Genomic DNA, 13225 nt, shown 5'->3' on the forward strand with positions numbered 1-13225 from the left:
CTCGCTCCCGCCTCATGTGCGTGCCGGCGCCCAGTCGCGGTACCAGGCCCAGAAGTTGGCCAGGCCGGTGGCCAGCGGCGTGGTCGGCGCGAAATCGACCCAGGCCTTGAGCTTGTCGATCGAGGCATGGGTGGCCGGCACGTCGCCCGGCTGCATCGGCAGGAATTCCTTGCGCGCCTCGATGCCGATCGCGCCTTCCAGCGTCTGGATGAAGTCCAGCACCCGCACCGGATTGTGGTTGCCGATGTTGAACACGGTGTGCGCGGCGCGCGTTTCCGTGGCCGGGGTCGGCTTGAACAGCAGCCGCACCACGCCTTCGACGATGTCGTCGATATAGGTGAAGTCGCGCGTGAGCAGGCCTTCGGCGAACACCGGAATCGTGGCGCCGCGCGCCATCTTCTCGGCGAAGCTGAAATAAGCCATGTCGGGACGGCCCCAGGGCCCGTACACCGTGAAGAAGCGCAGGCCGGTGGCCGGCAGCTTGAACAGGTGGCTGTACGAGTGCGCCATCAGCTCGTTGGACTTCTTGGTGGCGGCGTACAGCGACACAGGCGCGTCGACCTGGTCTTCCTCGCTGAACGGCACCTTGGCGTTGGCGCCGTAGACGCTGCTGCTGCTGGCGTACAGCAGGTGCTCGATCTTGCCGTGACGGCAGGCTTCGAGGATGTTGCCGAAGGCGACCAGGTTCGACTGCACGTAGGCTGCCGGGTTCTCGAGCGAGTAGCGCACCCCGGCCTGGGCCGCCAGGTGCACCACCAGCGTCGGCCGCTCGCGTTCGAACAGCGCCGCGACCTGGGCCGTGTCGGCCAGCTCCACCGTGTGGCAGGGCACGCCGGCCGGCGCCAGCAGGGCCGCCACGCGGTCGTGCTTCAGGCGCGGATCGTAGTAGTCGTTGAAGTTGTCGCAGCCGACCACCTGGTGGCCCATTGCCGCCAGGCGCGCCGCCACGAAGCTGCCGACGAAGCCGGCAGCGCCCGTGACCAGGATGCGGTGGGCGCCCGTGATCATCAGGCGGCCTTCCGGCTGACGCGGCCGATGCCTTCGTAGGCCAGGCCGGCTTCGGCGACTTCCGCCGGGTCGTAGATGTTACGGCCGTCGAAGATCGCCTTGCCGCGCAGGGTCTGGGCCAGGTGGCGGAAGTCCGGCGCGCGGAATTCCTTCCATTCGGTCACCAGCACCAGCACGTCGGCATTGTCGACCGCGGCGGTGGCCGAGCTGGCGATGGTGAGCATCTCCTCGACGCGGGCGGCGCCGTGGTCGCGTTCCAGCACGCGCAGCGCTTCGCTGCTGGCCACCGGATCGTAGGCGCGCACGCGGCAGCCGGCGGCGAACAGTTCCTTCAGCAGGATCAGGCTTGGCGCCTCACGCATGTCGTCGGTGTTCGGCTTGAACGACAGGCCCCACAGCGCGACCGTCTTGCCGTTCAGGTTTTCCACGCCGCCGTAGAAGCGCGACAGCTTCTTGAACAGGACGTTCTTCTGGTTGTCGTTGACGCGCTCGGTCGCTTCCAGGATGTGCAGGGTCTGCTCGTGGTCGGCGCCGGTCTTGACCAGCGCTTTCACGTCCTTCGGGAAGCAGGAGCCGCCATAGCCCATGCCGGCATACAGGAATTGCGAACCGATGCGCGGATCCAGGCCCATGCCGTGGCGCACAGCCTCGATGTCGGCGCCCAGCACTTCGGCCAGGTTGGCCAGCTCGTTCATGAAGCTGATACGGGTGGCCAGCATGGCGTTGGCGGCGTACTTGGTCAGCTCGGCGCTGCGCACGTCCATCTCGACCAGTTTTTCATGGTTGCGGCTGAACGGTGCGTACAGCTGGCGCATCAGGCGGGTGGCGGTGGCGTCGTCGCTGCCCACCACGATGCGGTCCGGGCGCATGAAGTCGTCGATCGCCGCGCCTTCCTTCAGGAATTCGGGATTGCTCACTACCGAGAACGCGACAGTGCTGCCGCGCTTGTCGAGTTCGCCCTGGATGGCGGCGCGCACCTTGTCGGCGGTGCCGACCGGCACGGTCGACTTGTCGACCACCACCACCGGCTTTTCGATGCGCTGGCCGATCGAACGGGCTGCGGCCAGGATGTGGGTCAGGTCGGCGCTGCCGTCCTCGTCCGGCGGGGTGCCGACCGCCAGGAACACGCATTCGGCGTGCGCCATGGCTTCGTCGTAGCTGGTCGAGAACAGCAGGCGGCCGGCGGCAGCGTTGCGCTCGACCATGGTGTCCAGGCCGGGTTCGTGGATCGGGATGACGCCATTCTTGAGCATGGCGATTTTTTCGTCGTTGACATCCAGGCACAATACCGTGTTGCCGACGTCGGCGAAGCATGCGCCCGAAACTAAGCCCACATAACCGGTGCCAATGATAGTGATCTTCATGATTTCTCTGGGAGGTGAATTAACTGAACGAAAGAAACCGGTGAAAGCGCACGTCGTGCGCGCCGTTTTTCCTGTGCCGGGTGTTGCTTCAGCTGCTAACGATAAGGTGTAACAGTGCTGATCAGAACTTGAATTATAGTATCATGCTTGTCAAAAATTTATGCGTCTGGCGTCAATCGTGCTGCCCTCCGGAAAATTTTTTCGCATAATGGCGGCATTGCTTTTTAACAAATACCGATCCGGCGCCAGCGCTTCCCGGCGCGCTTTGGGACCTCCCATCCACATGACACCATCCATTCCAAGCATTCCGAGGCGGCCCGGCCATGCGTGACATCATTCTACTGTTCGCCTTCGTGGCGATCATTCCCTATATCTTCAAACGCCCGGTGGTCGGCGCCATGGCCTACGCCGTGGTCAGCCTGATGAATCCCCACCGCCTGAGCTATGGCTTCACGCAGAACTTCGCGTTCGCGATGTACCTGTCGATCATTACCCTGGTGGCGGTCATGGTCTCGCGCGAGCCCAAGAAGATTCCGATGTCCCCGCTGGTGGTAATGCTGATGATCTTCTTTGGCTGGATGACCGTCACCACCATCTTCGCCCAGGTGCCCGCCGCGGCCTGGCAGGACTGGGACCGTTTCAGCAAGATTATCCTGATGGTCTTCCTCACCATCATGACCGTACGTACCCGCAAGGATGCCCAGATGCTGGCCATCGTGGTGGCGCTGTCGATCGGCTTCTGGGGCGTCAAGAGCGGCATCTTCGTCATCTTCAGCGGCGGCGGCGAAGGCATGCTCGGTCCGCGCGCCAGTTTCATCAGCGACAACAACACGCTGGCGCTGGCGCTGGTGACGATCACGCCACTGCTGGTCTACCTGGTAACCCAGGTGCATGGAAAATGGCTCAAGCGAGGAGTGCTGGCCATGGCCGCCCTGACCGCGCTGGGCGCGATCGGCTCGTACTCGCGCGGCGCCTTCCTCGCTGTCTTCATGATGGGATTTTTCCTGTGGCTCAAGTCGCACCACAAGCTCAAGACCGGCATCGCCTTCCTGCTCCTGGTGCCGGTCGTCCTGCTGGCCATGCCCGAGGAATGGATGGGAAGGATGCACAGCATCCAGACGTACGACGAGGACGCCTCCGCGACCGGGCGCATCAACTCCTGGCTGTTCGCGATCAATATCGCCAACGAGTTCGTGCTGGGCGGCGGGCCGAACGTGTTCGCGCCCCATATGTTCATGCTGTATGCGCCGGAACCCGAACGCTACTACGATGCCCACAGCATCTATTTCCAGGTGCTGGGAGAGCAGGGCTATATCGGCCTGGCGATCTTCCTGACCATGTTCCTGGTGGCCTGGCGCCTCGGTTCGCGGGTGATCCGCTTCTGCCGCGACAAGCCGGACCTCGGCTGGGCCCTGATGCTGGCGCGCATGTGCCACGTCAGCATCATCGGCTACATGACCGCCGGCGCCTTCCTGACCCTGGCCTATTACGACCTGATCTACTACGTATTCGCGATCCTGATCGTGCTCGACAAGGTGCTGATCCGCATGCCGATCCAGGAAGACATTCCGCCGATGCGCATCCCGTTCATGCAGGACCGCATCGATCGCTGGCTGGGCAAGGCGCCTGACGCCAAGGCGCAGGGCGGCGCGGCGGCGCCGCGCCAGACCGGCTAGACCAGCACTTCGAGCGCCGGCGGATGGCCGAGGAACATGGCCGGGCTGGCGCTGGCGCCGTAGGCGCCGGACTGGAACACCACCACCAGGTCGCCGACGCGGGCATGGGCCAGCGGCATGCGGTCGGCCAGGATGTCGAGCGGGGTGCACAGCGGGCCGGTGGCCGAGGCCGGGCCGCTGTCCGGCGCGTCGCCCGCGGCATTCATGCGGCTGCCGACCGCCACCGGATAATTCTTGCGAATCACCTGGCCCAGGTTGCCCGAGGCGGCCAGGTGGTGGTGCATGCCGCCGTCCAGCACCAGGAACACCTCGCCGCGCGAGACCTTGCGGTCGATTACGCGCGCCACGTACACGCCGGCTTCGCCGACCAGGTAGCGTCCCAGTTCCAGCGCCAGCCGCGCCTGCGGCAGCGCCGCGGCCAGGCGCGGCAGCCAGGCGGCCAGGTGTTCGCCCATCGGCGCCGGATCGATGCGCGCCTCGCCCGGGAAATACGGGATGCCCAGGCCGCCGCCGATGTTCAGCTGGCGCAGCGCCAGCGGGCTGTCGCCGGCCAGCCGCATGGCCAGCTCGATGCTGCGCGACTGCGCCTCGACGATGGCGTCCAGGCGCAGGCTCTGTGAACCGCTGAAGATGTGGAAGCCCTGGAAATCCAGGCCCAGCGCCGCCACCTGCCGCAGCACGGCAGGCGCCTGTTCCTCGTCGATGCCGAAGGGCTTGGCGCCGCCGCCCATCTTCATGCCCGACGATTTCAGTTCGAAAGCCGGGTTGATGCGCAGCGCCACGCGCGGCGTGATGCCGAGCGCTTCGCCGATGCGCGCGGTGCGCGCCAGCTCGTGTTCGGACTCGATGTTCAGGCACACGCCGGCGGCGACCGCCTGGCGCAGCTCCGCATCCGTCTTCGCCGGGCCGGCGAAGCTGATGTGGGCCGGGTCAATGCCGGTATCCAGCGCGGTCTTGAGTTCGCCGCTGGAGGCGACGTCGAGGCCGTCGACCAGGCCCGCCATGTGCTGCACCAGGGCCGGCATCGGATTGGCCTTGATCGAATAGTGCAATGCCACCTGCGGCGGCAGGATCGCGCGCAGGCCCGCCACCTTGCCGCTGCAGACGGCGCGGTCGACGGCGAAGAACGGCGTGCGGCCGACGCGCTCGGCCAGCCGGGTGAGCGGGATGCCGCCGACTTGCAGGACGTCGTCGACCACGGGGAAATGAATCTGGGGAGCGTGCTGGGGCTTGGTGCCGGTCATGGGAATAGGCTGGAACAGGTGCGGTAAGGTCCGGACGTTTTTTACTGGCCGGGCTGGAAGGTCGTGCGCAGCAGGTTGCGGTCGATCTTGCCGTTCGGGTTGCGCGGCAGCGCCTCGGCGCGCACGACGATGTGGGCCGGGATCATGTAGGCCGGCAGCCGGCGCCGGCATTCGGCCAGCAGCGCGGCGCGGTCGACCGCGCCAAGGTCGGCCACCGCCACCGCCACGATCGCCTGGCCCAGCGTCTCGTCGGCGATGCCGAACACCGCCACCTCGCTCACCAGGCCGCTGGCATGCAGCACGCTCTCGACCTCGGTCGGGCTGATGCGGTAGCCCGAGACCTTGATCATCTCGTCGCTGCGGCCGACGAAGTACAGGTAACCGTCGGCATCGCGCCGCACGGTGTCGCCCGACCACACGGCCAGCTCGGGCAGCGGCAGGGCCGGATCCTGGCCGGGGGCAGGACGGAAGCGCTGGGCGGTGCGCGCCGGGTCGTTCCAGTAGCCCAGCGCCACCAGGGCGCCGCGGTGCACCAGTTCGCCCGGCTCGTCGGCCTCGCACAGGGTGCCGTCGGGACGCACCACCAGCACCTCGGCATTCGGGATCGCGCGTCCGATCGAATCGGGGCGGCGCGCCAGTTCGGCCGGCGGCAGGTAAGTGGAGCGGAAGGCTTCGGTGAGGCCGTACATCAGGTAGACCTCGGCGCGCGGCAGCGCCGCCCGCAGCGCCTCGACCGTCACCACCGGCATCGCGCCGCCGGAATTGGTGATGAAGCGCAGCGTGCAATCGGCCGGCCACTCCAGGCGCGACAGGGCGATCCACAGCGGCGGCACCGCGGCCAGGCCGGTGATGCGCTCGGCGCGTACGGCGGCCACGATGTCCTTCGGGAACAGGTAGTTCATCAGCACCACGCAGGCCCCGCGCAGGAAGGCGGTGGTCAGCTGGCTCAGGCCATAGTCAAAGCTCAGCGGCAGCACCGCCAGCAGGCGGTCGTCGGCACGCATGCCAAGGTAGCCGGCCACGCTGGCGGCGCCGGCCACCATGTTCCGGTGCGACAGCACCACGCCCTTGGGGGCGCCGGTGCTGCCCGACGTATACAGGATGGCCGCCATATCGGTGTCGATGCGGCGGTGCGGGGTGAACGATACGCCGGTCTCGAGCTGCGACCAGCGCAGCAGCGCCAGGCCCGAAGGGGACGGCGCCGGCTGGGCGCCGTCGGTCAGCAGCAGCGCGCGCAGGTCAGGGCAGCCGCCCAGGCTGGCGGCCAGCTGGGCCTGGCGTTCGGGGGTCGTCACCAGCAGGCGCACATTGCAGTCGGCCAGGATGTAGGCCACCTGCTCGGCCTTGAGCAGCGGATTGACCGGCACGAACACGCAGCCGGCGGCGGCCGCGCCGAACATGGCCACCACGTTCTCGATGCGCTTTTCCATGTACACCGCGACCCGCTCGCCCGGCTGCATGCCCTGGGCCAGGAACAGGGCCGCCGCCGCGTTGACCTGGTCGGCCAGTTCGCGGTAGGTGCAGCGCGCCGCGCCATAGGCGAGGGCCTCGGCCTCGGGGGTGCGCGCCGCGCTGTCGAAGATGCTGTCGTGGATCAGGTGGTTCATCGCATAGTGGGTACGGTCGCCGCATGGCGCGAAATGGCGCGGCGCATCCGCCACGCATCTGCAATCTTACCAGTTCGGGCCGCGCCGCAAGAAAGCGGATGCTTTTTCGACATCTTTTCGGTGCGCGGGAACGGCGATACCGCATGTTATATTTAAATCATGCCTAGAATAAACACATCCGCAGCGCCAGCATGAGCGACATCCGCGCCATTCCCTCCGTCCCGATCCTCTCGCTCGGCGCCTTTGCCGGCCACGGCGCGACCCTGCCGGCGCTGGACGACGCGCCCGCGGTGCAGCCCGTCACGAGCGGCCGGATCGCGATCGGCATGGCGTTGCGCGCGCTCGGCGTCGGCCCCGGCGACAAGGTGCTGGTGCCGGCCTACCACAGCCCTTCGATGATTCCGCCGGTGCACTGGCGCGGGGCCGAGGTGGTGTTCTACCGGGTCCATCCCGACACCACGGCCGACCTGGACGACGTGGCAAGCAAGCTGGGCCCCGGCGTGAAGGCCGTCATGGTCACCCATTTCTTCGGCTTTCCGCAAGACCTGCGCGCCCTGCGCGCGCTGTGCGACTCTCACGCCGCCGGCCTGGTCGAGGATTGCGCCCACTGCTTCTTCGGCGAGCGCGATGGCGTCGCGGTCGGCGCCAGCGGCGACTACGCGATCGGCAGCAGCATGAAATTCTTCCCCATCTTCGAGGGCGGTTGCCTGGTGTCGCACCGCCACCGGCTGCCCGCGGCCCTGCATGGCGCCGGCGCCGGCTTCGAAGCCAAGGCCGCGCTGGGCGCGCTCGAAGCCAGTTTCGCCCAGGGCCGCCTGCCGCTCGTGCGCGCCGCGCTGGCCCTGCCGCTGGGCCTGAAGACGGCGCTGTGGAACCGGCTCAAGGCACGCAGCGCCAACCCCGGCGCCGGCGCGATCCCGGCGCTGGCCCCGGCCTCGTCTGACAGCAGCTTCGACTTCGATCCGCGCTGGGTCGACCGCCGCTCGTCGTGGTTCTCGCGCGCCGTCCTGCGGCGCGCCGGCCGCGCGCGCCTGGTCGGGGCGCGGCGCCGCAATTACCTGGAACTCGAACGCGCGCTGGCCGGTGCGCCCGGCTGGCAGCCGCTGTTCGCGGCGCTGCCCGCCGGCGCCTGCCCCTGGGTGTTCCCGCTGCTGGCCGACCGGCCGGACGCGCTGTTCGAACGCCTGCGCGCTGCCGGCGTGCCGATGGTGCGCTTCGGCGCCAGCCTGTGGCCCGGGGTCGACGCCACGGTCTGCCCCAACAGCGTGGCGCTCGGCCGGCGCCTGTTCGGCCTGCCCGTGCACCAGGCATTGCGCGCGCCGGAGCGCGCCTGGCTGGCCGCCACCGTGCGCCGCGCGCTGGAAGAGACGGCGGGAGCGGCGTCATGAACTGGCGCGTGGTCCCGGCAACCGAACTGGCGGCCCGTCCCGAGCACCTGGAACGCTGGCGCCGCCTGCACCGCGAGAGCGCCGGCTCGCCGCTGCTGGCGCCGGAATTCGTGCTCCCCCTGCTGGCCGTGTTCGGCACCGGACGGGAAGTGCTGGCCTGGCGCGAGCGCGATGGAGAAACCGACGCGATGGCGATCCTGGCGCCGTCGCGCCTGGGCGCCTGGAATACCTTCCAGCCGGCCCAGGCCCCGGTCGGCCTGTGGCTGCAGCGCGACGCCGGGGCGCCCGGCGCCGGCCTGCCCGGCCTGTTGCGCGCCCTGCCCGGCGCCGCCCTCACGCTCGGCCTGACCCAGTGCGATCCGATGCTGATGGCGCGTCCCGCGCACGGTGACGGCGGCTTGCGCAGCATGGACTATATCGAGACCGCCCGCGTCACCCTGCCGGCCAGTTTCGAGGACTACTGGAATACGCGCGGCAAGAACCTGCGCAGCAATCTGCGCAAGCAGCGCAAGCGCCTGCAGGACGACGGCGTGCCGACCCGGCTCCAGGCCAGCCGCGCGGCACACGAGATGGCGGCCGCGGTCGAGGACTACGGCCGCCTGGAAAGCGCGGGCTGGAAGGCGCAGGACGGCACCGCCGTCAGCGCCGGCAACGAGCAGGGCCGCTTCTACCGCGCCATGCTGGAAGCCTTCGCCGCCATCGATGCGGCTTGCGTCTACCGCTACTTCATCGGCGAACGGCTGGCGGCGATGGACTTGTGCGTAGAGGGCGGCGGCTGCATCGTGGTGCTCAAGACGGCCTACGACGAGGGTATCGGCAACGGCCTGTCGCCGGCGCTCCTGATGCGCGAGGAAGCCACGCGCGACATCATCGAAGCGCGCCGCTTCGAGCGCATCGAATTCTATGGGCGGGTGATGGAATGGCACTTGCGCTGGACCGGCGAGGTGCGCACCATGTACCACCTGAACGCCTATCGCTGGCCCTGGCTGGGCCGGCTGCACGCACGCGCCGCCGGGCGCTGATTTCAGCGCACCGCTTCGAGCGAGCGCGGCGCGACCCCGGCCTGGGGCGCCAGCGCCGCCCCCACCTGCGACAGGGCCAGGAACTGGCCGCCGATCTCGTCGCGGAACCAGGCGCAGTAATCGTGGATCGTGGAAATCAGGCGCTCGCGGTCGGCCGCGTCGCGCACATAGGGCGTGTGGCCAGGCACCAGCGAGGGGCTGTGGTAGGTCAGCGAGAACACTTCGCAGCCATCGGCGCGCAGCGCGCGCGTCAGGCGCCGCATCTCGGCGCCTGTGGCGACTTCGGGACTGAGGCGGATGCGCTCGAGCGCGCGGGTGCGCGCCAGCACACCGCCCATGCGTAGCACGCGTCCCGCCGGGCTGCGCGCCAGGTCGAACAGGCGCGACCCCATGCCGCGCAGCCAGCCGGCATAGCCGGTGGTCACCGGCAGCTCGAGCAGGCGCCGTCCGCCGGCCTCGAACCAGTAGGGATGCTCGTCGAAGGCGCGGAAATCGGGGGCGCCGTCGTCCTCGAAGCGGGTATAGGGCACCACGCTGGCGTCGATCTCGTAGCCCAGCGCGGCCACCGCCTCGGCGCTGTGCGGCCCCAGGCCGTAGCGGCCCGACTTGAAGGCGGTCGGGGCACGCCCGAAAGCGTTGCCGATGGCGTTGGTGAGCATGCGCAGCTTGGCCAGCTCCAGCTCGCGCGGCAGGTTGCCGGCATAGGAATTGAAGCGCGTGACCTGTTCTTCATAAGGCGGCGAGACCCAGGGGTGCAGTTGGGTGCCGATATCGCAGCGTCCTTCCTGCATCAGCCGGCGCAGGGTGGCGACGGCCTGCGGGGCGGTGGCCACCGGCCAGTCGACCATATAAGCCGGCACGATGCCGAAGCGGTCGAACACGCGCTCGTGCATCAGCGGCTGGGCCGCGACCGAGGCGGTATCGACGCTGGCGCGGTCGAATGGCCGGTCCCAGGCGAATTCTTCCTCGGTATCGACGATCACGATCAGGACCGGCGGCCGTCCGGCCGCCAGCCGGGCCGCTACATGGTTGGTTGTGCTTAGCATTGCATCATTTCCGCGAAGCCCGAGTGCGCCACATCGGCGCAGCACAACGGCCGGCACTGTGTCCTTGGATAAAGGGACCAGCCATGTCGCCAGTCCATTGATGTTGTCATCCTAGCACATTAAATAATTATTCAATGTCAACTTCGCAAGGATGCGTGCGCGCGCCCAAGGCATATTCAGCAAATCCGAAACATTGCCGGTGCACAAAAACGCGTTATTCGGCTCAAGTTCTGATTTTGACCCGTCACAAGTGTAAAAAAACCAAGAATATTGTAGCTTTTTTACGTCTTTCGGCAAAAATACGCTTGACTTTATTTGCGTAAATACTTTCAAGTTCGACATTTTCGTTGTTTTTGCGCAGAAAATCAGCAAAATCTGTTCAAAATTGGCCCATGGAAATGTTTGTCAGGGTAAAGTTCAGTTCCACACGGAAATTAATTCCACTGCGAAACGACACCCCAACTCCCATGACCCCTGACCAGATCACCCCGAGCCGCGCGGAACGTGGCAGCAATCACAGCGCCAAGCCGGCCCGCCTGACTGCACGCTGCACCTCCGTCATCGCCACCGCACTGAGCGCCGCCATGCTGAGCGCCTGCGGCGGCGGCGGTGGCGACGACCTCGCGCCCGACGCGGTGTCGTACACCGACTCCGGTACGTCGCTGGCCAAGACCACCACCGGCTTCACCCCGAAACCGACCACCCCGACCGTCCTCACGCCGGTGACCACGCCGGCCGCGATCGTCGCCGGCCCCACCTTGACCGATGTCGAGATCCAGAATACCGGCCTGGCCCAGACGAATGTGCCGTTTACCTTTGGCCAGGTAGTCGCGGCCGGCCAGATGGCGCCGACCGAAGGCCTTGCGGCCCGCCTGTCGAACGGCACCCTGCTACGCCTGCAGACCGATATCAAGGCGACCCACGCCGACGGCTCGGTGCGTCACGTGATCGTGTCCGGCATCCTGCCGACCCTGGCCGTCGGCCAGATCGAGAAGATCCAGCTGGTCAAATCGACCGCGTCCGAAAAAAGCAGGGTGACCCTCGAAGGCCTGGCCGCGAGCGGCCTGAGCGCGAACGTCGTCATCACCGCCGACGGCGTGCAGTACAACGCCTCCCTGGCCGATGCGCTGGCTTCCCCGAAGCCTGTCAGCTGGCTGTCGGGTTCGGTTGCCAACGAATGGATCGTGAGCACCCCGGTGAAGAACGGCGCCGGCGTCGTGCATCCCCTGCTGACGGCCAGTTTCGCCGTACGCTGGTATCCGGGCTTGTCGAAACAGGCACGGGTCGACGTCGTCGTCGAAAACACGAAGACCTTCAAGGCAGGCGCCCGCAACCTCGTATATGACGTGAGCGTCGATGTCGCCGGCCGCCGCATCTACACCAAGGCTGGCCTGACCCATTACCATCACGCGCGCTGGCACCAGAGCGCCTGGTGGGACGCTGCCCGCGCGCCACAGGCGCACGTGCGTCACAATACGTCCTACCTGATCGCATCAAAAGCGGTTTCTAACTACGACCAGAACGTCGTGCCGTCGGAAAGCATGCTGGCCGATCTGGGCAAGGGCATCACCACGGCCAACACCGGCCCGATGAAGATCGGTCCCGTCATGGCGGCCATGGGCACCACGGGCGGTCGCGCCGACATCGGCCCCCTGCCTTCCTGGTCAGTCGCTTATCTGCTGTCGAAGGACCAGCGCGCGCTGAACTCGATGATGGCCGCCGCCGATGGCGCCGCCAGCTGGTCGATCCACATGCGCGACGAGAACACCGGCAACCCGGTGCGCGCCGACAGCGCGGCCAACAAGAATATTTCGACCCACATGAATCTGGCAAACAAGGCTCCGCTGCCGGTGCCGCGTTGCGCCAATAACAACAAGCAGCTGTGCAGTACGCCGTATTCGCACGATACCGCCCACCAGCCGTCGATGGTCTACCTCCCGTATCTGCTGACCGGCGACTACTACTATCTCGAAGAACTGCTGTTCTGGGCGGCTGCGAATCCGCTGGAAACCGATCCAGGCAATTCCGGCTATGGCCAGGGCCTGGTGCGCTGGCAGCAGGTACGCGGCCAGGCCTGGTCGCTGCGCACGCTCGGCCATGCCGCCTACGTCACCCCGGACAGCCACCCGCTGAAAGACTATTTTGTCAAACAGGTCGACAACAACCTGAACTTCTATCACGCGACTTATGTGGTCGGCAATCCAAACCAGCTGGGGGTGTACGACGGCTCTGGCGCCAGTTCGTTCAAGGTGGCCGCTTCGGCCCCATGGCAGGACGACTTCCTGACCTGGAGCTTCGGCTACCTGACCGAACTCGGCTTCGAGAAGGCCCTGCCGATCCTCCAATGGAAGGCGAAGTACGCTGTCGGCCGCATGACCACGCCGGGTTTCTGCTGGATCCAGGCCTCGGCTTATCACCTGGAGTTCCGCCCAAGCGCCAAGGAACCGATCTTCAGCGACCTGACCGCCATGCACACCTATAACTTTGCCGGCGACAGCATTCTGAACGAAAGCAAGCGCCTGAAGCATCCGCAGGGCCTGAAGTATATCGACCAGCCTTGTGCAAGCGTCCAGCAGAGCGATTGGCTGCGCGTCGCGTCGAAGGGGCGCTGGTCTCCGGGCCGCATGTCGGGCTACTCCGATTCGACCATGGGCTACCCGTCCAATATGCAGCCGGCGCTGGCGGTTGCGGCGACTTCGCGCATCGCCAACGCGACCCAGGCCTGGACCGTTTTCAGCGGCCGCGCAGACAAGCCCGACTACAGCAAGGGCCCGCAATGGAACATCGTTCCACGCTGACCGCAGGCGGCATCCCGGCCGGCTTCGCCTGAAGCCAGCGTTCGGGAGCCGATCCGGGGCGGCGCCACCTGG

At 67.0% G+C, this 13225-nt stretch carries 9 protein-coding genes; 4 read left to right on the forward strand and 5 right to left on the reverse strand.

Going from position 1 to position 13225, the window contains the following annotated elements; genetic code table 11:
• Positions 1 to 12 precede the first annotated feature (12 nt).
• The gene (locus tag HMPREF9710_RS03260; RefSeq protein WP_005663874.1) at positions 13 to 1008 is read right to left on the reverse strand and encodes an NAD-dependent epimerase/dehydratase family protein; all 996 of its coding nucleotides are present in this window, start codon (positions 1006 to 1008) and stop codon (positions 13 to 15) included.
• Positions 1008 to 2372, reverse strand: coding sequence for a UDP-glucose dehydrogenase family protein (locus HMPREF9710_RS03265; RefSeq protein ID WP_005663876.1), 1365 nt, complete (start codon positions 2370 to 2372; stop codon positions 1008 to 1010). Before HMPREF9710_RS03265 ends, HMPREF9710_RS03260 begins: the two co-directional genes overlap by 1 nt.
• A 323-nt stretch (positions 2373 to 2695) precedes the next feature.
• Here HMPREF9710_RS03265 and HMPREF9710_RS03270 point away from each other — a divergent pair, with 323 nt between their 5' ends.
• A complete protein-coding gene (locus tag HMPREF9710_RS03270; RefSeq protein ID WP_005663878.1) occupies positions 2696 to 4048 on the forward strand; it encodes a putative O-glycosylation ligase, exosortase A system-associated in 1353 nt (450 codons plus the stop codon).
• On the opposite strand, the gene HMPREF9710_RS03275 is transcribed toward HMPREF9710_RS03270, so the two are convergent.
• Together HMPREF9710_RS03275 and HMPREF9710_RS03280 are read right to left on the reverse strand one after the other, a co-directional pair.
• Positions 4045 to 5292, reverse strand: coding sequence for a pyridoxal-dependent decarboxylase, exosortase A system-associated (locus tag HMPREF9710_RS03275; RefSeq protein ID WP_005663879.1), 1248 nt, complete (start codon positions 5290 to 5292; stop codon positions 4045 to 4047). The genes HMPREF9710_RS03270 and HMPREF9710_RS03275 overlap by 4 nt on opposite strands.
• 41 nt (positions 5293 to 5333) lie before the next feature.
• Entirely contained in the window at positions 5334 to 6899 is a 1566-nt protein-coding gene (locus tag HMPREF9710_RS03280; RefSeq protein WP_005663881.1) for an acyl-CoA ligase (AMP-forming), exosortase A system-associated, read from the reverse strand.
• Positions 6900 to 7090: 191 nt separating this feature from the next.
• On the opposite strand from HMPREF9710_RS03280, the gene HMPREF9710_RS03285 reads away from it, so the two are divergent.
• Both HMPREF9710_RS03285 and HMPREF9710_RS03290 read left to right on the forward strand, forming a co-directional pair.
• On the forward strand, positions 7091 to 8287 hold the full coding sequence (locus HMPREF9710_RS03285) for an aminotransferase class I/II-fold pyridoxal phosphate-dependent enzyme (protein ID WP_005663883.1): 1197 nt from the start codon (positions 7091 to 7093) through the stop codon (positions 8285 to 8287).
• A complete protein-coding gene (locus tag HMPREF9710_RS03290) occupies positions 8284 to 9309 on the forward strand; it encodes a GNAT family N-acetyltransferase (RefSeq protein WP_005663886.1) in 1026 nt (341 codons plus the stop codon). Before HMPREF9710_RS03285 ends, HMPREF9710_RS03290 begins: the two co-directional genes overlap by 4 nt.
• Positions 9310 to 9311: 2 nt before the next feature.
• On the opposite strand, the gene HMPREF9710_RS03295 is transcribed toward HMPREF9710_RS03290, so the two are convergent.
• A complete protein-coding gene (locus tag HMPREF9710_RS03295) occupies positions 9312 to 10355 on the reverse strand; it encodes a polysaccharide deacetylase family protein (RefSeq protein ID WP_005663888.1) in 1044 nt (347 codons plus the stop codon).
• 467 nt (positions 10356 to 10822) lie between these two features.
• Here HMPREF9710_RS03295 and HMPREF9710_RS03300 point away from each other — a divergent pair, with 467 nt between their 5' ends.
• Positions 10823 to 13153, forward strand: coding sequence for a hypothetical protein (locus HMPREF9710_RS03300; RefSeq protein WP_005663890.1), 2331 nt, complete (start codon positions 10823 to 10825; stop codon positions 13151 to 13153).
• Positions 13154 to 13225 lie beyond the last annotated feature (72 nt).

Origin of the sequence: Massilia timonae CCUG 45783 (genome assembly GCF_000315425.1) — a bacterium.
Lineage (GTDB): Bacteria > Pseudomonadota > Gammaproteobacteria > Burkholderiales > Burkholderiaceae_D > Telluria > Telluria timonae.

Bases quoted from the DNA above. Each gene is read 5' to 3' on its own strand.
- HMPREF9710_RS03260 (WP_005663874.1), bottom strand. From the start codon at position 1,008: ATGATCACGGGCGCCCACCGCATCCTGGTCACGGGCGCTGCCGGCTTC.
- HMPREF9710_RS03265 (WP_005663876.1), bottom strand. From the start codon at position 2,372: ATGAAGATCACTATCATTGGCACCGGTTATGTGGGCTTAGTTTCGGGC.
- HMPREF9710_RS03270 (WP_005663878.1), top strand. From the start codon at position 2,696: ATGCGTGACATCATTCTACTGTTCGCCTTCGTGGCGATCATTCCCTAT.
- HMPREF9710_RS03275 (WP_005663879.1), bottom strand. From the start codon at position 5,292: ATGACCGGCACCAAGCCCCAGCACGCTCCCCAGATTCATTTCCCCGTG.
- HMPREF9710_RS03280 (WP_005663881.1), bottom strand. From the start codon at position 6,899: ATGAACCACCTGATCCACGACAGCATCTTCGACAGCGCGGCGCGCACC.
- HMPREF9710_RS03285 (WP_005663883.1), top strand. From the start codon at position 7,091: ATGAGCGACATCCGCGCCATTCCCTCCGTCCCGATCCTCTCGCTCGGC.
- HMPREF9710_RS03290 (WP_005663886.1), top strand. From the start codon at position 8,284: ATGAACTGGCGCGTGGTCCCGGCAACCGAACTGGCGGCCCGTCCCGAG.
- HMPREF9710_RS03295 (WP_005663888.1), bottom strand. From the start codon at position 10,355: ATGCTAAGCACAACCAACCATGTAGCGGCCCGGCTGGCGGCCGGACGG.
- HMPREF9710_RS03300 (WP_005663890.1), top strand. From the start codon at position 10,823: ATGACCCCTGACCAGATCACCCCGAGCCGCGCGGAACGTGGCAGCAAT.